General features: G+C 46.9%; 18 protein-coding genes. 11 read left to right on the top strand and 7 right to left on the bottom strand.

Translation table 11 applies throughout. From position 1 onward, the window contains the following. The first annotated feature begins 97 nt into the window (after positions 1-97). Both NOM90_RS04170 and NOM90_RS04165 read left to right on the top strand, forming a co-directional pair. On the top strand, positions 98-2,434 hold the full coding sequence (locus tag NOM90_RS04170; RefSeq protein ID WP_255940197.1) for a beta-glucosidase: 2,337 nt from the start codon (positions 98-100) through the stop codon (positions 2,432-2,434). Positions 2,435-2,594: 160 nt separating this feature from the next. Continuing rightward, positions 2,595-2,861 carry a hypothetical protein gene (locus NOM90_RS04165; RefSeq protein WP_255940196.1) on the top strand — a complete coding sequence of 89 codons (267 nt, stop codon included), beginning with the start codon at positions 2,595-2,597 and terminating at the stop codon, positions 2,859-2,861. Positions 2,862-2,949: 88 nt separating this feature from the next. On the opposite strand, the gene NOM90_RS04160 is transcribed toward NOM90_RS04165, so the two are convergent. The 3 genes from NOM90_RS04160 to hxlA form a co-directional block, all read right to left on the bottom strand. Further along, complete coding sequence (locus NOM90_RS04160; RefSeq protein ID WP_255940195.1) at positions 2,950-3,645, bottom strand: Na-translocating system protein MpsC family protein; 696 nt, start codon at positions 3,643-3,645, stop codon at positions 2,950-2,952. Positions 3,646-3,856: 211 nt separating this feature from the next. After that, positions 3,857-4,438 (bottom strand): 6-phospho-3-hexuloisomerase, encoded by a 582-nt coding sequence (hxlB, locus tag NOM90_RS04155; protein WP_255940193.1) that lies wholly within the window; start codon positions 4,436-4,438, stop codon positions 3,857-3,859. A gap of 4 nt (positions 4,439-4,442) precedes the next feature. Next, entirely contained in the window at positions 4,443-5,093 is a 651-nt protein-coding gene (hxlA, locus tag NOM90_RS04150) for a 3-hexulose-6-phosphate synthase (protein WP_255940191.1), read from the bottom strand. 282 nt (positions 5,094-5,375) lie between these two features. Here hxlA and NOM90_RS04145 point away from each other — a divergent pair, with 282 nt between their 5' ends. After that, positions 5,376-5,750, top strand: coding sequence for a winged helix-turn-helix transcriptional regulator (locus NOM90_RS04145; protein WP_255940190.1), 375 nt, complete (start codon positions 5,376-5,378; stop codon positions 5,748-5,750). 436 nt (positions 5,751-6,186) lie between these two features. Here the strand turns inward: NOM90_RS04145 and NOM90_RS04140 are convergent, their stop codons facing one another. Beyond that, positions 6,187-6,915, bottom strand: a complete 729-nt coding sequence (locus NOM90_RS04140) for an MBL fold metallo-hydrolase (protein ID WP_255940189.1) — start codon at positions 6,913-6,915, stop codon at positions 6,187-6,189. Between the two features lie 211 nt (positions 6,916-7,126). Between NOM90_RS04140 and NOM90_RS04135 the strand changes: the two genes are divergently transcribed. Continuing rightward, on the top strand, positions 7,127-7,675 hold the full coding sequence (locus NOM90_RS04135) for a copper amine oxidase N-terminal domain-containing protein (protein ID WP_255940175.1): 549 nt from the start codon (positions 7,127-7,129) through the stop codon (positions 7,673-7,675). A 121-nt stretch (positions 7,676-7,796) separates the two neighbouring features. Then, positions 7,797-8,129, top strand: coding sequence for a DUF1292 domain-containing protein (locus NOM90_RS04130; protein ID WP_255940174.1), 333 nt, complete (start codon positions 7,797-7,799; stop codon positions 8,127-8,129). Between the two features lie 144 nt (positions 8,130-8,273). Here the strand turns inward: NOM90_RS04130 and NOM90_RS04125 are convergent, their stop codons facing one another. Continuing rightward, positions 8,274-9,752 (bottom strand): aminotransferase class I/II-fold pyridoxal phosphate-dependent enzyme, encoded by a 1,479-nt coding sequence (locus tag NOM90_RS04125; protein ID WP_255940173.1) that lies wholly within the window; start codon positions 9,750-9,752, stop codon positions 8,274-8,276. A gap of 223 nt (positions 9,753-9,975) precedes the next feature. On the opposite strand from NOM90_RS04125, the gene NOM90_RS04120 reads away from it, so the two are divergent. Both NOM90_RS04120 and NOM90_RS04115 read left to right on the top strand, forming a co-directional pair. Next, positions 9,976-11,259: an MFS transporter gene (locus NOM90_RS04120; protein WP_255940172.1), complete on the top strand. Its 1,284-nt coding sequence runs from the start codon at positions 9,976-9,978 to the stop codon at positions 11,257-11,259. A gap of 186 nt (positions 11,260-11,445) precedes the next feature. Continuing rightward, on the top strand, positions 11,446-12,240 hold the full coding sequence (locus tag NOM90_RS04115; protein WP_255940171.1) for an SDR family NAD(P)-dependent oxidoreductase: 795 nt from the start codon (positions 11,446-11,448) through the stop codon (positions 12,238-12,240). 79 nt (positions 12,241-12,319) lie between these two features. Here the strand turns inward: NOM90_RS04115 and NOM90_RS04110 are convergent, their stop codons facing one another. After that, the gene (locus NOM90_RS04110; RefSeq protein WP_255940170.1) at positions 12,320-12,955 is read right to left on the bottom strand and encodes a YktB family protein; all 636 of its coding nucleotides are present in this window, start codon (positions 12,953-12,955) and stop codon (positions 12,320-12,322) included. Positions 12,956-13,208: 253 nt separating this feature from the next. On the opposite strand from NOM90_RS04110, the gene gndA reads away from it, so the two are divergent. After that, positions 13,209-14,627: an NADP-dependent phosphogluconate dehydrogenase gene (gndA, locus tag NOM90_RS04105; RefSeq protein ID WP_370866560.1), complete on the top strand. Its 1,419-nt coding sequence runs from the start codon at positions 13,209-13,211 to the stop codon at positions 14,625-14,627. 438 nt (positions 14,628-15,065) lie between these two features. Here the strand turns inward: gndA and NOM90_RS04100 are convergent, their stop codons facing one another. Continuing rightward, positions 15,066-15,374, bottom strand: coding sequence for a rhodanese-like domain-containing protein (locus NOM90_RS04100; RefSeq protein WP_255940168.1), 309 nt, complete (start codon positions 15,372-15,374; stop codon positions 15,066-15,068). A gap of 97 nt (positions 15,375-15,471) precedes the next feature. On the opposite strand from NOM90_RS04100, the gene aroA reads away from it, so the two are divergent. From aroA to NOM90_RS04085, 3 genes are all read left to right on the top strand, one after another. Next, positions 15,472-16,764 (top strand): 3-phosphoshikimate 1-carboxyvinyltransferase, encoded by a 1,293-nt coding sequence (aroA, locus tag NOM90_RS04095; protein WP_255940167.1) that lies wholly within the window; start codon positions 15,472-15,474, stop codon positions 16,762-16,764. A gap of 60 nt (positions 16,765-16,824) precedes the next feature. Continuing rightward, positions 16,825-17,259, top strand: coding sequence for a CoA-binding protein (locus NOM90_RS04090; protein WP_255940166.1), 435 nt, complete (start codon positions 16,825-16,827; stop codon positions 17,257-17,259). Positions 17,260-17,413: 154 nt separating this feature from the next. Beyond that, positions 17,414-19,291 carry a glucose PTS transporter subunit IIA gene (locus NOM90_RS04085; protein ID WP_255940165.1) on the top strand — a complete coding sequence of 626 codons (1,878 nt, stop codon included), beginning with the start codon at positions 17,414-17,416 and terminating at the stop codon, positions 19,289-19,291. The last annotated feature ends 41 nt before the right edge of the window (positions 19,292-19,332 follow it).

Below are 19,332 nucleotides of genomic sequence, written 5' to 3'. Positions count from 1 at the left end.
CTTCTCCAAATCGGCTAAATAATAATTAATGTGCTTAACAAGCATTTTGCTTAATAACTGACCTATTCTGTGATTTAAAATCGAAAGGGGAAAGATGATGACTACACCACAATCGACCACGGATCAGACGCAAATTAAAGAATTAATCAAACAAATGACGTTGCAGGAAAAAGCGAGCTTGTGCTCGGGCAAAGACTTTTGGCATACCAAAGGGATCGAGCGACTTGGGATTCCTTCTGTTATGATGACTGACGGCCCGCACGGGCTTCGGAAGCAAGCGCAAGGTGCGGATCATTTGGGACTTAACGACAGCGTACCCGCGACTTGTTTTCCTTCGGCGGCGGGCATTGCTTCGTCATGGGATCGCGATCTGATCCGGCAAATGGGAACGGCGCTCGGGGAAGAATGTCAGGCGGAAAATGTAGCGGTACTGCTTGGCCCAGGTGCGAATATTAAGCGCTCACCGCTGTGCGGACGTAACTTTGAATACTTTTCGGAAGATCCGTATTTGTCTTCGGAGATTGCGGCAAGTCATATTCAAGGCGTGCAAAGTCAAGGCGTCGGCACTTCGCTTAAGCATTTTGCAGTCAATAACCAGGAACATCGGCGGATGTCGGTAGATGCGATTGTGGATGAACGTACACTCCGCGAAATTTACCTGGCAAGCTTTGAAGGCGCCGTTAAAAAAGGTCAACCGTGGACCGTTATGAGTTCTTACAACAAAGTGAACGGCACGTATGCGTCGGAAAATCAATACTTGCTCAACGATATTTTGAAAGAAGAATGGGGCTTGGAAGGGTTTGTCGTATCGGACTGGGGCGCAGTGAATGAACGTGCCGAAGGCGTTGCGGCAGGGCTAGAGCTTGAAATGCCGACAAGCGGCGGAATCGGCGAGCGCAAGATTATCGATGCCGTAAACGATGGCAGTCTGCCGCTCGAAAAACTGGATGCCGCGGTAGAACGTATGTTGCGGATCGTGTTCCGTGCCGTTGCAGAAAAAGTTGAAAATGCTTCCTACGATAAAGACGAACACCATCGGCTCGCTCGCCAAGTCGCGCGTGAAAGTATGGTGCTGCTCAAAAATGAACAAGACCTTTTACCGCTCAAGCGTTCTGGAAAAATCGCTGTAATTGGCGAACTTGCGAAGCGTCCACGTTATCAAGGCGGCGGTAGTTCGCATATTAAGCCAACGAAGCTTGAAGTCATTTACGACGAATTGCTCAAAGAATCCGGCGATGCTCAAGTGGATTATTCCAGCGGCTACAGTCTCAAAAACGATTCGATCGAAGAAAACAAAATCGCGGAAGCAGTAGAACTGGCATCCAAGTCCGATGTAACGGTATTGTTCGCAGGCTTGCCACATGCTTATGAATCGGAAGGATACGACCGTACGCATCTTCGGTTGCCAGACAACCAGCTTCGATTGATCCAAGAACTTTCGAGCGTACAGCCTAATCTGGTCGTTGTACTAAGCAATGGCTCGCCGGTTGAAATGCCGTGGCTTGGTCAGGTGAAAGGGGTACTGGAAGCGTACCTCGGCGGTCAAGCTTTAGGCGGCGCGATTGCGGATATTTTATTCGGCAACGTCAGCCCTTCCGGCAAATTGGCAGAGACTTTCCCGATGCGCTTAGAAGATACACCCGCCTTTTTGAATTTCCCGGGCGTAGGTGACCGCGTTGAATATCGAGAAGGGATCTACGTGGGCTATCGTTATTATGACAAAAAAGCGGTCGAGCCGTTATTCCCGTTCGGATATGGTCTATCCTATACAAGCTTTGCTTATTCCGACCTCAAACTCAGTTCTTCGCAAGTAAAAGCAGATGAAGGTTTGACCGTAACGGTACAAGTCGAAAATACCGGCAAAGTAAAAGGCAAAGAAATCGTTCAGCTTTATGTTCGTGATGTAGAAAGTACGATTGATCGCCCACAGCAAGAGTTAAAAGGATTCGAAAAAATCGAGTTGGAACCAGGTGAGAAAAAGACCGTTACGTTTACGCTGGATCGTCGTGCTTTTGCTTATTACGATGTTGAACAACGAGATTGGCATGTAGAAAGTGGAGCTTTCGAAATCCGCGTAGGTACGTGTTCGCGTGCGATCGACCTAACTGCGGAAGTCCAAGTGCAAGGCGATCCGGAAGTCATGGAGCCGATTCATCGCAACTCGCTGATTGGAGATCTAATGCAGCCGGGACGACTATCGCCGGATAAAAAAGCGGTGCTGGACGAATTTTTGAAAGGTGGATTGTTCTCGCCGCCTGCGGACGATGAAGCTTCTAACCAGCAACAAAGCGATAACGATGAAGAAGATGAAGGCAATGCTGGCATGATGGAAGCGGTTGGTCGTTATTTGCCACTGCGGGCGGCTGTCGGATTCGCTGCTGAGCCAGACGGCGAAGAAAAACTCAAGCAGCTTCTGCAAAAACTCAATGCTTGATCATTCCTTTTTTAGAACAGCAAACTACAAAGATTTTGCAAAAAGAACAGAAGCGTCGAATCTCATCGTAACCGTGTAATAGAAAGGGAGGGCTTTTTCGTTCATCTTATCATTCGTACCGACAAAGCCCCGCGATCGATATCCGAAGGAGGAGAGTGCTTTGGAACGCATGGGACAGTTCAACCGTAGGCGCGGTCTTCGACGAGAAGTGCTAGGCAGACTGTATGACAGTTGGTTTGAGCTTGCTGGCGAGCCAATCATCTTGACGGGTGAAGAGATTAACGGAGACGTCGAACGTAAGCTTGCTTATCGTTATCTTGCGGAAAAAGGGTTGCTGCGTATGAGCCCTGCTTCAGACGGGCAGTTCGAGGTTTCGATTACGGTGCAAGGCATTGACCGAATCGAAATGACGGGTGAGAACGAATAAGTTGTAAGGGTTAAGCGAAAAAGCAAGTGAATACAATAAAGAACCGGCTATCTTAGCCGGTTCTTTATTTATACGCAATAACTTTCGATTAAGCTGGTTTCTCCTGATCGAACGCATAGACTAACATACTGCAATCTAGCTCGAACGCCCAGTCGACATATACGCCGATCGGCTTACGTCCGACCCACTGCGTCAAATCGATTTGATCCGTAAAATATTTTTTTTCGACTTTTCTTTTCGCGATGCGTAAAGCACTCTCATGTTCATCTTCCAAAAGAGCTTTTTCCAATTCGCTCATTAAGCCGCGACGAATGATCACAAGGAAATCTTGATCGACCCAAAACGAATGAATATTTTCCGGTTTTTTCTGCACACGACTTGTAATCTGCGCGACTTGATCATGGATTTCTTTTTTGCCTACATAAGGATCATCCAATTCGTAATGTTCGTCGGCTTGGAGAATGACCGAGATGATGCAGCTTAGATCTTCGTCGTTCCAATCGTAATAAAAATGGGCGACCGACAAATTGAGTTCGTTACTCAAATCTTCATCGAGTTGATTGAGCATATAACCGACGATTAGTTCACGCGTAGAGTTTAATGCTCCATATGATTGCTCGGTAATCATCGTTTCGACAATATTGCCTAAAAAGCCTTCGATTCGAATAATCAAGCATTTTTCGTTAGCTGAAACGCGAACCGCTTCAGGTCTTTTACCGAAATTTTTTTCGAAAAGTGAAAAAACAGTTTGTTGAATCGAATGCGTCATAGGTTTTATAGTCATAAAAATGTTGTTCTCCTTTGGTATGAAATAGAGCTGCGAGAAGGATAGCAAGGAATCTATATCTTAAAAATAAACCGAAAAAAGCACTCGGAACCTTTTTACCGATCATTTTCCTGAAAAAAAGAAAGGAAGGATAGAAAAAGCCGACTCTTCACGAAGAAGAATCGACTCATGGTTTGGAGCGAATATAGGGTTATTCTCTTATCCAACTTTATTCTAAATTCGCATGTTTACCATACATTTTCTGACTATCCAGTCCACGCCGTTGCATCAAGCGAAGCACCGCTGCATCGAAGAATAGCAGCAATGTCTGCTCAAACAACGAACCCATCGGTTGAATCGTCTCGTAATGATCGTTTTCGCGCGATTTGGATGCACCGGGTAGACGCACTACCATCGTAGCAAGCTTGCCTAACGTCGAATCTGGATTCAACGTGACAACAGCGACTTCTGCGCCAAGCTGTTTGGCTTTTTCAGCCATCGGAATCAAGGTGCGTGTTTCGCCTGAACCGGAAGCGATCACGAGCACATCGCCTGCTCCGATCCCAGGTGTCGTCGTTTCACCGACCACATAAGCGTCGGAGCCGCTGTGCATCAGGCGCATCGCTAATGCTTTGCCCATCAACCCTGAACGTCCGGCTCCAGCGGTAAAGATCTGACCGGCGTTGCTTAATACTTCGGCGAACTTTTCCGCTTCAGCCGAATCGATACCGCGTACTGCTTCTGTGAGTTCGGCGGCAACAATGGCTGCGTAAGCGGTCAAAGTGTCCGGCATCGAATCTTGACGATTCATTTCTTTAGACCTGAGCCGCAGCCGAGCCTTCTTGAATCAGACGACGCATTTCAGCGGCTGTACCGGCTTTGTCGTCTTGGCTAGCAATACCGCCGCCTACGATAACAAGATCCGGTTGCGCTGCGACAACGCCTGCCAATGTATCGAGTTTGATTCCGCCGGCAACCGCTGTTTTCGCATTTTTCACGACGGATTTGATTGTTTGCAAATCTTCGAATGGGCTTTGGCCTTCAGCTTGCAGATCATAACCGGTGTGAACGCAGATGTAATCGACGCCCAGTGCGTCAACTTGAGCGGCGCGTTCTGCCAAGTTCGGTACGTTAATCATATCGATCAAGATTTGCGTGCCGTGTTTTTTCGCTTCTTCGACCGCTCCGCGAATCGTCGAATCGTTCGAAGCGCCGAGTACCGTTACGATACTTGCTCCCGCTTCAGTTGCTTTCATTACTTCGTAACCGCCTGCATCCATGACTTTCAGATCGGCAAGAACGTCTAACTGAGGGAAAGCTTCTTTCAGTGCTTTTACTGCATGCAGCCCTTCGTTAATCACGATCGGCGTACCGATTTCAACAATATCGATCGAAGACTGAACTTCTTTGACAATCTCGATTGCTCCAGGAATATCCACCAAGTCTAATGCCAATTGTAATTTCATATTCAAACACTCCTTATAAGTTAGGTAAGTTTTATTCACATACTGACGTATTTCGCAACGTCTATGTCTTATTGTAAAAGACGAATAAAACTTACGGAAGAAGGCACTTTGAAGTGGCGAAGTTACTTGGAGGATACTATTGTGCGGGGCAAGGGTTTGCGAGATGAAGGATCAAAGAGAATTGTACATTCTTTGCAGGAGGGTACGTTTCTAATGTATACTATTGGAATAATCAAGCTCGAATATTGTGATAAAAGATGAATCCACTGGAGGAAACCGAAGATGGCAAGCGAAGTGAAAAAACGGATTGACCTACAAGCGATTAACTGCGAGAAAGAATTGACGTTAGCTGTGATCGGCGGAAAATGGAAGCTGATCATCTTGTGGCATTTAGGGCTTGAAGGCACGCAGCGTTTTAGCGAGTTAAAAAAGCTGATCCCGAATATCACGCAAAAAATGCTAACGAATCAACTTCGTGAACTGGAAGAAGATCTGCTTGTGCACCGAGAAGTGTACCGCGAAGTTCCTCCGAAAGTCGAATATTCATTGACCGCTTATGGCGAAAGCTTAACGCCTGTTCTTCGGATGATGTACGATTGGGGCAAAAAGTACGGCGAAGAAGTAATTTGGAAAAGCCCTGATCAGGAAGCCAAGTGAGGGGGAGCGGGGGAAGCGAGAAGGCTGCGAGAGGGATTTGTTTCGGTCGCGTGTTGAAATTGGGAAAAGTGATTTGATTTTAATAAGGAATTTTCCCAATTTCAAAGGCGATCACTTCGTTCCTACACAAAATCCCTCTCTTCGCCATCTCGCTTCCCCAGCTAGAGTAGAGTGTTTTAAAGACCTCAAAAAAGAACCGACAAATATGTCGGTTCTTTTTTTATACTCCACCACCCATACCCCCGTGCATTCGAGATGTGAAAGCGGCGTAGTAGGGGCGTAGGGGATGTTGTGAAGGAATGAAATGTTCGCCTTTGAACTAGGGAAAATTCCAATCAAAATCCAATCCTTTTTCCCGAGTTCAACAAGCGACCGAAACGATATCCCCGTAGCCCCGCCACCACGCACGAACATGAGCTCAAACTCGAATCCGAGCTTATATCGAATAAACGGTCCCCTGCTCTAAGAAAGTCATTTTGCCGGTTTTGCCTTCGAAGTCGTTTTTGTTATCGGCGTAGTGCATCAGTTGAGTCATGGCTTGAATCTCTTCAGGCAGCGAAAGTAGTTCATTGAGTGTCACGTGAACTTGACCCACGCCTTCAAGTTGCACTTCATGGAACAGATGGCGTACGCCGCGATCGCGGACAAGGGTCGTAATCAAATCGCGATCAAAAGTCAGGTCGGCGCTATAGAAAACATCGCGGTTCAGTAGCAGCGAATAACTTTTTTTGCCCGCGATATGCTGAGTACGGATCAGTTCGACATTCAGATTCGGCGCAAGCTCATGCACTTCACCCGCTCGTAGCGGTCTTACATCGAACGCATCTTCAAGCTTTTCCAATCCTTCTTGCGTCATCGTGCCGGATAACGTCTGATTCCATAGCGGTTCGACAAGCGTATCGGGCAGATACAATACCGGCTTACGTCCGTGTTTGAACTTCATTTGAAATCCGTATTCTTCGAGACCTCCGACATGATCGCCGTGCATATGCGTAATCAGTACAGCGTCTAATGTTTCCATTCCAATTCCCAGTTCATACAGCGCCAGAGGAGCGGTAATCCCGCAATCAATCAACAATTTAAAGCCGTCTTGTTCGATTAAGGCATTGTTGTTGAAATATTTTTTGGCAAAAGCATTTCCGGTGCCAATCATTTGTAATTTCATAGAGAGTGCCTCCTTTTCTGGAATCCGTTTTCTTCGAAATAAGTATGGACGATTTCCTTCATAGAATCAATCATTGTAGCGCAACTTGACAGCAGAGCTTGAGTATACATAGATAAGAAAGGTTTTTTTGAAAAAAGCCTGCAAGCGATGCAGAGGGGAAACGCCTCGACTTGCGAACAATCCAACCATAGAGAAAGGATGACGCCGGAACATGAGGTGGAGAAGAATTGCAGTCTGTACATTGGCTTTATCGCTGCTCAGCGGATCTGTCGCTTTTGCCGATACGGCTTTTCAAAAAATACGCGTGTTAATCAACGGAAGTCCTGTAAGCACAGGTGGTTATTTAATCGATGGAACTACATACGTACCTGTTCGCGAATTCGATGGGTTAGCGGAATATAATCAAAGTACAAGGTCCGTGACGTTTACCAAACCGAATGTGGATATCTTTTTGTTCAAAGGCGATACGCCGTTTGGCAATGTAAGCGTAGGTAAGTTGAAGTTTTATATCTTTTCACAAATCGATAATCTGAATACCGATATTGAAGGGGTAAAAGTATCGATTCGTAACCCTGCCGGAGAAGTCAAAGATATTCAGTCGCAAGAACTGAAATCTCGTAAAGATAATTTCTGGTTCAAAACGTACGATTTTACTTACGATTTTAATCGCGCCGGTAAATATTACGTCGAATTTTATATCAAAAAAAGCAATAGTGCGTACTATATGGTGGCACAAAAAACCATTAACGCCGTGCAGTAAAAAGACTGAAACTCGCAAATTGACCTCGGGCAAGCGAAGTGGTAGGATAAACGGTGTCTTTTAAATTCAGGGCGTAAAGATGAACGGTATCGATACGCTATAGAAACGGGGTTTTACCACGATGAGCGAACATGAACACAAACACACCCACAATCACGAGCACGGCGAAGATTGCGGTCATGACCATAGCCACGACGAAGAAGAAATTGTAGTTGCATTCAGCGACGAAGAAGGTAACGAGAAAGAAATGGTTCTCGTCCAAACTTTCGACGTAGGCGAAGATGTATACGCATTGCTGCTTGAGCGCAACAACCCAGAAGCTGACGGCTTTATCCTTCGTCTCGAAGAAGAAGACGGCGAAACCGTTCTCGTCAATATCGAAGAAGAAGAAGAGTGGGCGAAAGTCGAAGCGGCTTACAATGAGCTGGTTGCAGCGCAAGCTGAGCAAGAGTAATTACAGAGCATGAAGTCAAAAAGCGGTCCGCTTAAAGCGAGGCTGCTTTTTCTTTGCGTTATGGCACGAAAAAAAGACCGCGATTCGCGGTCTTCGGTTCGTCAAGATTATACAACTAAATTTATAGTCCGTCCCTCCATAAATCTAGCGAATCGCGCCCGGTTCAACAATAACTTTCACAAATTGAACGCTGCGATCTTCAGGGCCTTTTACCGGCAAGCCAACTTCGACATGATCGGTAATATAATCGATATTTTCTTGGGTAATGACTTCGCCTGGAAGCAAGATCGGAATACCCGGTGGGTACACATAGATAAATTCAGCGATGATGCGATCTGCCGAATCTTTGAACGGAATCGATTCTGTTTCTCCGTAAAAAGCATCACGTGGCAATAAAGCCAAATGCGGGATTTCCGGAATTTTAACAACCAATTCTTTGACTTGCTTGCCTTGACCGCGGAATTCTTGAGCCATTTCACGAAGCGCTTGAAGCAAGATGCGTACCGTGTTTTCGTCGTCACCTGCGGTGATCAGGCAAAGCACATTGTACATATCGCTCATTTCGACTTCGATATTATGGTTATCGCGTAACCAATTCTCTGCTTCGTATCCCGTGATGCCAAGGCGGCGAACTTGAATCGTGATCTTTGTCGGATCATAATCGTAAGTAGCTTCGCTGCCGAGAATTTCTTCGCCGAAGCAGTACAGCCCTTCGATCTGATTGATCGCGCTTCGAGCATAGTCGGCAAAATCAAGTGCACGTTCTGCCATCGCATACCCGTTCAGCGCCAATTGACGACGAGCGGTATCGAGTGAAGCAAGCAAAATATAAGAAGTTGAAGTTGTCGTCAGCATACTGATGACGGTCTGAACTCTTTTTGGATTGATATAGCCATTGCGCGTATTCACGTTCAGGACTGAACTTTGTGTCATCGAACCGCCTAATTTGTGTACGCTAGTTGCCGCCATATCGGCACCTGCTTGCATCGCGGATAAAGGCAATTGGTCGTGGAAATGAATCAACACGCCGTGCGCTTCGTCGACCAATACAGGAACGCCGTAACTATGCGACAATGCCACGATCTGCTGCAGATCGGCACACACACCGTAATAAGTCGGGTTAATAACAAGCAAAGCTTTGGCATCGCCGTGTAATTTCAGTGCTTTTTTCACCGAACTTACCGTAATACCGTGATCGATCCCGAGGTTGGTATCGCGTTCCGGTGCAATAAAGACCGGCTTGGCTCCTGCGTAAATAATCGCGCCAAGAATCGATTTGTGTACGTTGCGCGGGACAATGATTTTGTCGCCCGGTCCACATACGGATAAGATCATCGTAATGATCGCGCTGCTGGTGCCTTGAACCGAGAAGAATGTATGCGTAGCGCCGAATGCGTCTGCGGCAAGCTGCTGCGCTTCCTCGATCACGCCCATTGGCTGATGCAAATCGTCTAACGGTGCGATATTGATCAGGTCTATGGAAAGGGCATTCTCCCCAATAAATTCACGAAATTCCGGGTCCATTCCCATTCCTTTCTTATGACCTGGAATGTGAAACTGTACCGGATTTTGATCCGCATGGCGCTTAAGCGCAGTGAAAAGCGGAGTACGAGCATGATCCATTAGGGTTGTCACAACCTTTCGTGTGCGTAGAGTATATTGAAGCACTGATAAAAAAATCAAGCAAAATAGAGTATAGCAAAATGGTGCTGGATTGCAAGAAGGCAATTTTGCACTCACTTCGATCAATAACGGCAAAAGGGATCCCGATCGTTAGACTTCTTGTAAAAAGTACCGATATAATAAGACGTGCATCTTAGATCACAGCTCGAAAGGAGCAAGAAGTATGAGTAACCGATTTATTGGCTCCAAGTCGATGCCGAAGTGGTTTTCTGTATTTGTGTGTTTATGGATTATTGTGTTTTTAACCGAATTTGTCAAAGGAGCGCTGCTGGTCACCGTGCTGCCTGTTTATATGAAAAATATACTCGGTTTGCCTGCGCTCACGATCAGTCTCGCTTTTTCTCTTCAATATGTAGGAGATAACTTGCTGCGGAGCCCAACCGGGTGGTTAGCCGAACATGTGGGTCTTCGCGGTACGATCACAGCCGGATTATTATTGTCTTGGGCGGCTGTGGGCGTGATTGCCTTCTCGATGACCGGAACTTCGCTAATCGTCGCTTGTACGCTGCTTGGAATCGGCACAGCGCCGATCTGGCCTGTGGTCATGAGTACCATTAGTATGGAAGCTCAGCAAGATGGAGGTACCGGGTCAAAAATGGGCAGTATCCAAATCGCGACGCTTGCTGGAACAGGAGCAGGGCCGCTAGTATCCAATCTGCTGATCGGGGATTCGTATCGTATTATTTTCTGGGTGCTGCTTGGAGTGATGGCGATCGTCACGGCTGCCGCTTTATTGTTGCCGCGTCATATGATTACACCCCTTACCCCAAAAATCATCCGCCGACCTCATGCCGGATTTTCATTTTCGAAAAAAGTGCGGCGTCTGGTCAAACGTCATACAGTACGTTCGGTCTACTCCGTACGCAAAGTCTTTCGTGCTTTAATCGAACTCAAATTAACGCCTCTGCTGTATCCAGCGATGTTTTTGCAATCTTTTGCGATCGGGATTTTGTCGCCGGTTATTACGGTCTATATTCGCAATGAATTGGGCATGACACCCGGGCAATTCAATCTGTTGTTGATCGTAGGTGGCGGCGTAGCCGTGATTGGTATGATTCCAACAGGCAAATTAGTCGATAAGTTCGGCACACGTTGGTTTTTGCATATTGGCTTTTTGCTTGCGGTGATCGCGCTTTGCGGTATTGCTTCAACGCATGCGATGTCGCTGGTCTGGGGCTTTGTTTTAACAGCAGGTGTAGGCTTCGCGATGATCCTTCCGGCATGGAATACGTTATTGGCTGAATTAGTCCCTGAAAAAGAACGTGGTGCGATCTGGGGAGTATTTTTGACGCTGCAAGGTTTAGGAACTGTACTTGGACCGATAGCAGGCGGTTGGACATGGGATTATATCGGGCCGCAAGCACCATTTTGGGCAAGTGCGATCTCGATGGCGCTGCTTCTGATTATTCATGCCCCGATGTCCAAAAGAACGCGTCTAACTCCTTAGCGTTTCAAAAAACGAGATGTCGAGACATGATTAAAAGCCGCCGCTCTGGCGGTTTTTTGTTTTTCCTGTATTTCCCTCTTCTGATCTGACGATTAAATTTGCTCAAAACGGTTAAAGAAACAAAGGAAACGATAAGAGAACGAACGACATTCATACTTCGGGATTGAAGCGACAGGAGGAAACAAGATGCAGTTGAATTTGAAAGGGAAAGTTGTCATCGTCACAGGAGCAAGTTCGGGCATCGGGCTAGCGACAGCGAAGTTGTTTTTGGAAGAAGGCGCACATGTAGTTGGAGCTAGCCGTCATCCTGAGAAGATTCGCGAACTCGGTAACGAAGAAGAGGTATTGGCAGTAGAAGCCGATCTCAGCACAGCGGAAGGGCCGAAAAAGCTCGTAGAAGCTGCGATCGAAAAATTCGGCAAAATCGATATTCTGATCAATAACGCAGGCATCTCTCATTCGCGCTTGGATGGATTTTTAGGCACAACCGATGAGCAGTGGGAAGAGACGTACTGGAATAATTTAATGAGCATGGTACGGACGTCTCGCGCCGCGATCCCGCATATGGCGGAGCAAGGCAAAGGCGTCATTATCAGCGTCGCTTCCGAAGACGCGCGTCAGCCTCAGCCGATGTCTGTCGATTATTCGGCGTTCAAAGCAGGGCTGCTGAGTGTCGGCAAAGCATTGTCGTTCGAATTCGGCGAAAAAGGGATTCGGGTCAACACGGTATCGCCGGGACCGACGCACACGAATATTTGGGATCAGCCAGGCGGTATGATTGATGCGATTTCCGAAAAATTTGATAAGCCAAAAGACGAAGTCATCGACTTCTTTGTCGACGAAGTGCGTGAGTTGCCTGTCGGTCGAATCGGACAACCCGAAGATATTGCTTCGATGATCGTATTTTTATCGTCAGAACGAGCGGAATATGCGTTTGGCGCCGAATACCCGGTTAACGGTGGATCTTTTAAAGGAATGTAGAAGACCGTCTACATGTACAAAAAAACCGATGTTTGGTATATGCAACGCTGCATAAATACCGAACATCGGTTTGTTGAAATCAAAAAGCCATTTTATACAGCGGAAGCAAAGTGTCGAAGGTCTGTTCAATCGTTTGGATCAGCGCTTCGCCGTCTTGGAGCAGTGGATCGTCTTTTTGGATAAAGCGTCCGCATAAGACTTCGGATTTTTTCACTGTAATTAGGCGATCGGCGATTTTTTGTAATCCGTCTTTGCCCAGTTCCGAATGTTTTGTGCCACCCGGCTTCGTATGATCGACCGACCAATAAAATTGTTCTTGTAGATCTTTCGGGATCATATTCAATACTTTTTTCTCGTGTTGTTGAAGACGTTGAGCCAAAGTCATTTTATTGGGGCTTTCGTAGATGACGGCAAGAACGATAAATAAGTAATCGGCGAACATGCCTACTTGAAAATGCGGCAAAGCTTTATACCCGCGTTTATTCGTTGCCCAAGCGACCCAAGTATCGGCAGGCGGGTGAACGCTGCGGCGTGCGTGTTTAGCAACGTGCGGGAACATTTCTTCGCCGCATTTTGCGGACAAAAATGGAGTGAGTGTATCGCCGAGTTCATGCAGCTTAGGGCGAACATTTTGGATCAAAGCTTTCATACGAGGCTCCAAGCCTTCGATTTCGAATACCGCAAAGTCTTTTTGGTTAAAGCCAGTGAAACTCATTCAGTCATGCCCCTTTCAAAAATAAGCCGTGTTTTTAGCGTCAACAAGATACCTGCCTGTCATTATAACATAGGCAATTGATGCTTAAACAAGCCTAAAATAGCGGGGAACAGATGAAGAGTTGATGAATTTCGCCTTAATTATATCATTTTGAGGGTATTATTGTTTGGCAAGACTTCACTTTGCCAAACAAAACGAGTACAATGACAAATATGGATTTACTAATTCACTTGCAAAGGATGGAGAACCTGAAATGTCAAAACAACAAATTGGCGTAGTTGGCCTTGCCGTTATGGGCAAAAATTTGGCTCTGAATATTGAGAGTAAAGGGTTTACCGTCTCGGTATATAACCGCTCCCCGCAGAAGACTCACGATCTGGTCGAGGAAGCAAAAGGCAAAAATTTGATCGGTACGTTCTCGGTCGAAGAATTCGTGCAATCCCTTGAAGTTCCGCGCAAAATCCTGATCATGGTTCAAGCAGGCCCAGCAACGGATGCAACGATTGAACAATTGATCCCGCATTTGGATCAAGGCGATATCATCATCGACGGGGGCAATGCTTACTTCCCTGACACGCAACGTCGTAGCGAAGACTTGGAATCCAAAGGCTTCCGCTTTATCGGTACAGGCGTATCGGGCGGCGAAGAAGGCGCATTGAAAGGCCCGGCAATCATGCCAGGCGGACCGAAAAGCGCTTATGAATTGGTTGAGCCAATCTTGACTTCGATCTCGGCACATGTTGACGGCGAACCTTGCTGCACATACATCGGACCAGGCGGTGCCGGTCACTACGTGAAAATGGTACACAACGGTATCGAATACGGCGATATGCAATTGATCGGCGAAGCATACCACCTGCTTAAAGACGTGGTAGGCGCGGATACAGACGAATTGCACCAAATCTTCGGCGACTGGAACAAAGGCGAACTCGACAGCTATCTGATCGAGATCACAACCGACATCTTCTCGCAAAAAGACGAAGAAACAGGCAAAGCTATGGTTGACGTGATCTTGGACTCTGCCGGTCAAAAAGGCACAGGCAAATGGACAAGCCAAAGCGCACTCGATCTGGGCGTTCCACTGTCCATGATTACAGAATCCGTATTCGCTCGTTTCTTGTCTGCAATGAAAGAAGAACGCGTTGCGGCAAGCAAAGTGTTGAACGGACCGAAAACCGAAAGCTTCTCGGGCGATCGCGCTGAGTTTATCGAGAATGTACGTAAAGCTCTGTTTGCGAGTAAAATCGTATCGTATGCGCAAGGATTTGCACAAATGCGTGCAGCTTCCGACGAATACGGTTGGGATCTGAAATACGGTAACATCGCAATGATCTTCCGCGGTGGTTGCATCATCCGTTCCCAATTCTTGCAAAACATCAAAGACGCTTACGAAAAAGACGGCAAACTCGCGAACTTGCTGCTTGACGACTACTTCAAAGACGTCGTGGAGAACTACCAAGAATCGTGGCGCAAAGTTATCGCTACAGCGGTAACCAACGGTATCCCGGTTCCAGGCTTCTCTAGCGCACTGGCTTACTATGATAGCTACCGCACAGAACGTTTGCCAGCGAACTTGCTGCAAGCACAACGCGACTACTTCGGCGCTCACACATTCAAACGCGTAGACAAAGAAGGCGTGTTCCACCACGAATGGTTGCAATCCAACAACTAATTTTTCGCATTTATTGCGAATTTGAGATCCAGATCTACAATCTAGACCTTATTAAAAAAAACGGCAACTGCGTCTTTTTAGACCGCAGTTGCCGTTTTTAAAATCTATACATTTTAACGCTTTACAGCGTCTAATTATTGAACAAATCCCCAAAAGCCTGTATAGTATACGAAGCGGGCAAGCTTTGTATAAAGAATGGGTTTAAACGGTTTGCTTTTCCCACACACCAAAAAAGGAGCCTACGGCTCCTCAATTCGGACGTCAAGCTCTTTTTGTGTTAAGTTGCGAGCCAAGCGGAGGGAGAAATTCAGTGAAAGACGCCTTTGAACTGGAAAATTCCAATTAAAAACTTCTATCTATTTTCCAGTGAGACAGCGGCTTGAACGAATTTCTCCCGCAGCTCCTCCCCTCACAACCACCCCACAAAAAGCAGCAAAGTCACTGAGAGCTGTCGCTCCAAGCGATCATTCCGCCTTCCAGATTTACAACTTGATCAAACCCGGATTGCTGCAAATATTCGCAAGCGCGTTCGCTGCGATACCCGCTGCGACAAATAAACACGATTTCACGGTCAGGGTCGAGTTCGTCGACGCGACCTGCCAATTCACCAAGCGGAATATGCACCGCCCCTTCAATCATGCCTTGAGCGACTTCGTCCGGCTCGCGTACATCAATCATCAGCGGAGCTTGACCTTGCTCGATTCGTGCTTGCAGTTCAGAAGGTTGTATTTGTGGAATAGGATTCATCAGAAGCCCTGCCTCTCTTTGAGTTAGAATATACTCATGATAGCGAAGATCAAAAAGTAGTGTCAAATTTTAAATAGAAGCTTGGAGGAATATGTTCATGGACGTTATCGTCAGACGCACAGAAAAGTTGCAAGGTACAATCGAAGCTCTTTCTTCAAAAAACTATACGACTCGTTATTTGTTGGTAGCGGCTCTTGCCGATGGAGTCAGCACTGTGCGTTTCCCGGCACATAGCGAAGATAGCGACGCCATGCGCCGCTGCATTACCGAACTTGGAGCCGAACTTCAAGAAGACGAAGAAAAAATCGTGATCAAAGGCTTCGGTCGTCGTCCAAAATCTGTAGCTACGCTTAATGTAGGGAACGCTGGAGCGGTATTGCGTTTTTTGCTGGCGATCGCCGCGTTGTCCGAAGACGTTCATTTCGTCAATACATACCCGGATTCTCTAGGTAAACGCCCACACGACGATCTGATTGAAGCTTTACGTCAAATGGGCGCTAAGATTGACGACCATGAAGGTCGTTTGCCGATTACCGTCAAAGGCCCGGTGAAAGGTGGCAAAATCACCGTCTCCGGCGAAGTGAGTTCGCAATATTTAAGCGCATTGCTTTTTTTGACGCCGCTGCTTGAAGAAGACAGTGAAATCACCGTAACAGGCGATCTCAAATCGAAAGTCGTTGTCGGTCAAACGCTGGAAGTCTTGGAGCAAGCCGGAATCGAAGTAAAAGCAAGCGAAGATTACGCCAAATTTTGGATCAAAGGCGGTCAGTCTTACCAAGCCCGTGAGTATTCGGTACAAGGCGATTACCCGGGTTCGGCTGCGATCTTGTCTGCGGCTGCGGTCGTTCCGTCTGATGTAACGGTGCGCCGCCTACCTGTAAAAAGCAAACAAGGAGAACGCGCGGTTGTCGATGTATTGCAGATGATGGATACGCCGCTAACGCATGAGAATGATATTGCAGTCGTTCAAGGCACCGGGCAATTGAAAGCCATCGAATTTGACGGAGATGCGGCGACAGATGCGGTTCTTGCGATGGTGGCGGCTGCCGTGTTTGCAGAAGGCACTTCACGTTTTTATAATGTAGAAAATCTTCGATACAAAGAATGTGACCGGATCACTGATTACCTGAACGAACTGCGCAAAGCAGGTGCAGATGTTGAGGAAAAACAAGCCGAGATTATTGTACACGGACGTCCGCAAGGCGTTGCTGGCGGTGTTCGGATCGATTCGCATTATGATCACCGCGTAATTATGGCGTTAACGATCGTGGGATTGCGGGCAGACGCGCCGGTGACGATCACCGATGCGCATCACGTGGCTAAATCGTACCCCGACTTTTTTGACGATATGATTGCGCTTGGCGCAAATGTCGAATGGGTAAAAGAATAAAGAGTCGTTTTTTTGATCGATAAAAGCGATATTGATTGAAAGATTGAAGGAGGAACAGCTATGCCTTTTCAAAATCCAAGTCGAGATGAGATCGGTGTACTGCTTCAACAAGCGGGTGCGATTGCGGTAGTCGGGCTTTCCGATAAGCCTGATCGTACTTCCTATATGGTGTCACAAGCGATGCAATCTCGCGGTTATCGCATCATTCCAGTCAATCCGATGGCAGCCGGAAAAGAGATTCTCGGTGAAATGTGTTATGAATCGTTATCCGATATTCCGGAGCCGATCGATATTGTCGATGTATTTCGGCGCAGCGAATATTGCGTGGATGTCGCGACTGAAGCGGTAGCGATCGGGGCGAAGACCCTTTGGCTTCAATCCGGCATCTTCAACGAAGAGGCTGCGGAAATCGCAAGTGAAGCGGGGTTGACCGTAATTATGGATCGCTGCATTAAAGTCGAAGACGCCGTAACCGGCGCAGGAAGTCGTCGATAACTCGTTCTTGAATGGATCGATTTTGCAGGACATATCATTCTATGTTTGGAGCAGACCGCACAAGTCAAAAGTGCGGTCTTTATTTGTGTACATAATGCTTTACAAAGCGATCTTCAACGCTTAACATTTGGAGGAAGAAAGGAGAGGGACGTCTTTGAATTGGTTAGGTTCGCTTCAACAGCTTGGCCGTGCTGTGATGATCCCTACTATGGTTTTGCCGGCTGCGGCGATCTTGCTCAGCGTAGGCAGTCTCCCCTGGGGAGCTTGGGGAATTCCGGCTGTGTCCGAAGCGTTGAATGTAGCAGGATCAGGCGTATTTCTTTATTTGCCTTATATCTTTGCGGTAGGCGTAGCATTAGGGCTTGCCAATCAAGCGGGGTATGCCGGGCTAGCGGCACTGATGGGTATGACCATCTACGAAAGAGTTATTGATCATTTTGCAAGCGGTCAGATTCAACCGACAACATTGATCGGCATTTTGCTTGGAGCGATTGCCGGTGCTTTATACAATCGGTTTAAAGATTTTAAGCTTCCGGAAACGATCCAGTTTTTTGGTGGATCGCGTTTTGTTTTGCTATTTATGGGATTGTTATCGGCGTTATTTGCTTTTGCAATGTTAGCGATTGGACCGATTTTACAAGCTCTGATTAATCTATTGCAACTTGAAGTACAAGCAACCGGCGGGTTTGGGCTGTTCATTTACGGAATTTTGTACCGGGTGTTATCGGCATTCGGTCTTCATCATCTCCTGAACAACGTCGTATGGTTCCAATTCGGTTCTTACGAAACGGCTTCCGGCATGATGGTGCAAGGGGATCTGCCACGATTTTTTGCAGGAGACCCGGCAGCTGGGGTATTTATGGCGGGGTTATTCCCGATCATGATGTTTGCTTTGCCTGCTACGGCAATGGCAGTTATCCATGAAGCCCGTGAAGACTTAAAACCGAAAGTACGCAAAACGTTTGTCCGTGCAGCGCTAGTTTGTTTGCTCACCGGCGTATCGGAACAAATCGAGTTTGCGTTTTTATTCGCGTCTCCGTTTCTTTTTGCGCTGCATGCGGTACTGGCAGGTTTTGCGATGTGGTTAACTTACGCACTCGATATTCATCACGGTTTTTCATATTCGGCAGGTTTAATCGATTTTGTACTTAATTTCCACTTATCTACGAATGGTTGGCTTCTGATTCCAATCGGAATCATTTACGGTCTGGGCTATTATGTGTTGTTCCGCTGGGCGATCCGTAAATTCCAAATTCCGACGCCTGGACGTGAAGAAGGTTCAACGCTTGAAGACTGGGCAGGCAATATTCCTTACCGTGCGCCATTGATTTTGCAAGCATTGGGCGGTCGAGAAAATATCGTTCAAGTGCAAGCTTGTATTACGAGGCTGCGGTTGACGGTCAAAAACGATCGTAAAATCGATCGTCATGCGCTAAAATCTTTAGGCTCGGCAGGTCTGATTCGATTGGGCGGCGGCAATGTACAAGTCGTATTTGGCACGTATTCCGAATTGATTCGCGAAGAAATTAACAAATTGGTTGATCGCGAGTTGGATCATGTGCTGTTCGCTTCTCCGCTGCAAGGTCGAATGATTCCGCTTGATGAAGTACCCGATCAGATTTTTGCGAAAAAGCTGGTTGGAGACGGAGTCGCTTTTATTCCGGAAAAAGACGAACTTGTTTCGCCGGTAGCGGGTACGGTCTTGCATATCTATCCTACGCAACACGCGTTGGGTATTCGTACCAACGAAGATGTTGACGTATTGCTGCATATCGGAATCGATACCTCGCATATCGAAGGTGCTTTTGAAGCTTTCGTACAAGTAGGGGATATCGTGGAACCGGGACAATTGCTGATCCGATTCGATTTGCCGCTGCTTCGCGAAAAAGCCAAATCGTTAGCAACGCCTATGTTAATTACCAACCCGGAACGTGTACGCTCTTGGAGCTTTGCACCGTTCAAAGCGGTCAAAAAAGGACAAGCGTCGGTCATGTCGGTTGTGCTATATGACAAGGAGAAAAGCCCAACATGAATAAACTTGAATCCAAAAACGAATGGATTGAAAAACAAGAG

This window comes from Saccharibacillus sp. JS10, from assembly GCF_024436065.1.
GTDB lineage: Bacteria > Bacillota > Bacilli > Paenibacillales > Paenibacillaceae > Saccharibacillus.
The sequence above is the reverse complement of the archived record's forward strand: the minus strand, read 5'-3'. Positions and strand labels throughout refer to the sequence as shown.

Excerpts from the sequence above, each read along its gene's own strand:
- NOM90_RS04140 (WP_255940189.1), bottom strand. The coding sequence starts at position 6,915 with ATGAAATTACAAATGATTGGCACCGGAAATGCTTTTGCCAAAAAATAT.
- hxlA (WP_255940191.1), bottom strand. The coding sequence starts at position 5,093 with ATGAAATTACAATTGGCATTAGACTTGGTGGATATTCCTGGAGCAATC.
- NOM90_RS04100 (WP_255940168.1), bottom strand. The coding sequence starts at position 15,374 with ATGAATCCTATTCCACAAATACAACCTTCTGAACTGCAAGCACGAATC.
- NOM90_RS04135 (WP_255940175.1), top strand. The coding sequence starts at position 7,127 with ATGAGGTGGAGAAGAATTGCAGTCTGTACATTGGCTTTATCGCTGCTC.
- aroA (WP_255940167.1), top strand. The coding sequence starts at position 15,472 with ATGGACGTTATCGTCAGACGCACAGAAAAGTTGCAAGGTACAATCGAA.
- NOM90_RS04130 (WP_255940174.1), top strand. The coding sequence starts at position 7,797 with ATGAGCGAACATGAACACAAACACACCCACAATCACGAGCACGGCGAA.
- NOM90_RS04120 (WP_255940172.1), top strand. The coding sequence starts at position 9,976 with ATGAGTAACCGATTTATTGGCTCCAAGTCGATGCCGAAGTGGTTTTCT.
- NOM90_RS04145 (WP_255940190.1), top strand. The coding sequence starts at position 5,376 with ATGGCAAGCGAAGTGAAAAAACGGATTGACCTACAAGCGATTAACTGC.
- hxlB (WP_255940193.1), bottom strand. The coding sequence starts at position 4,438 with ATGAATCGTCAAGATTCGATGCCGGACACTTTGACCGCTTACGCAGCC.
- NOM90_RS04115 (WP_255940171.1), top strand. The coding sequence starts at position 11,446 with ATGCAGTTGAATTTGAAAGGGAAAGTTGTCATCGTCACAGGAGCAAGT.
- NOM90_RS04170 (WP_255940197.1), top strand. The coding sequence starts at position 98 with ATGACTACACCACAATCGACCACGGATCAGACGCAAATTAAAGAATTA.
- gndA (WP_370866560.1), top strand. The coding sequence starts at position 13,209 with ATGTCAAAACAACAAATTGGCGTAGTTGGCCTTGCCGTTATGGGCAAA.
- NOM90_RS04160 (WP_255940195.1), bottom strand. The coding sequence starts at position 3,645 with ATGACTATAAAACCTATGACGCATTCGATTCAACAAACTGTTTTTTCA.
- NOM90_RS04110 (WP_255940170.1), bottom strand. The coding sequence starts at position 12,955 with ATGAGTTTCACTGGCTTTAACCAAAAAGACTTTGCGGTATTCGAAATC.
- NOM90_RS04090 (WP_255940166.1), top strand. The coding sequence starts at position 16,825 with ATGCCTTTTCAAAATCCAAGTCGAGATGAGATCGGTGTACTGCTTCAA.
- NOM90_RS04125 (WP_255940173.1), bottom strand. The coding sequence starts at position 9,752 with ATGGATCATGCTCGTACTCCGCTTTTCACTGCGCTTAAGCGCCATGCG.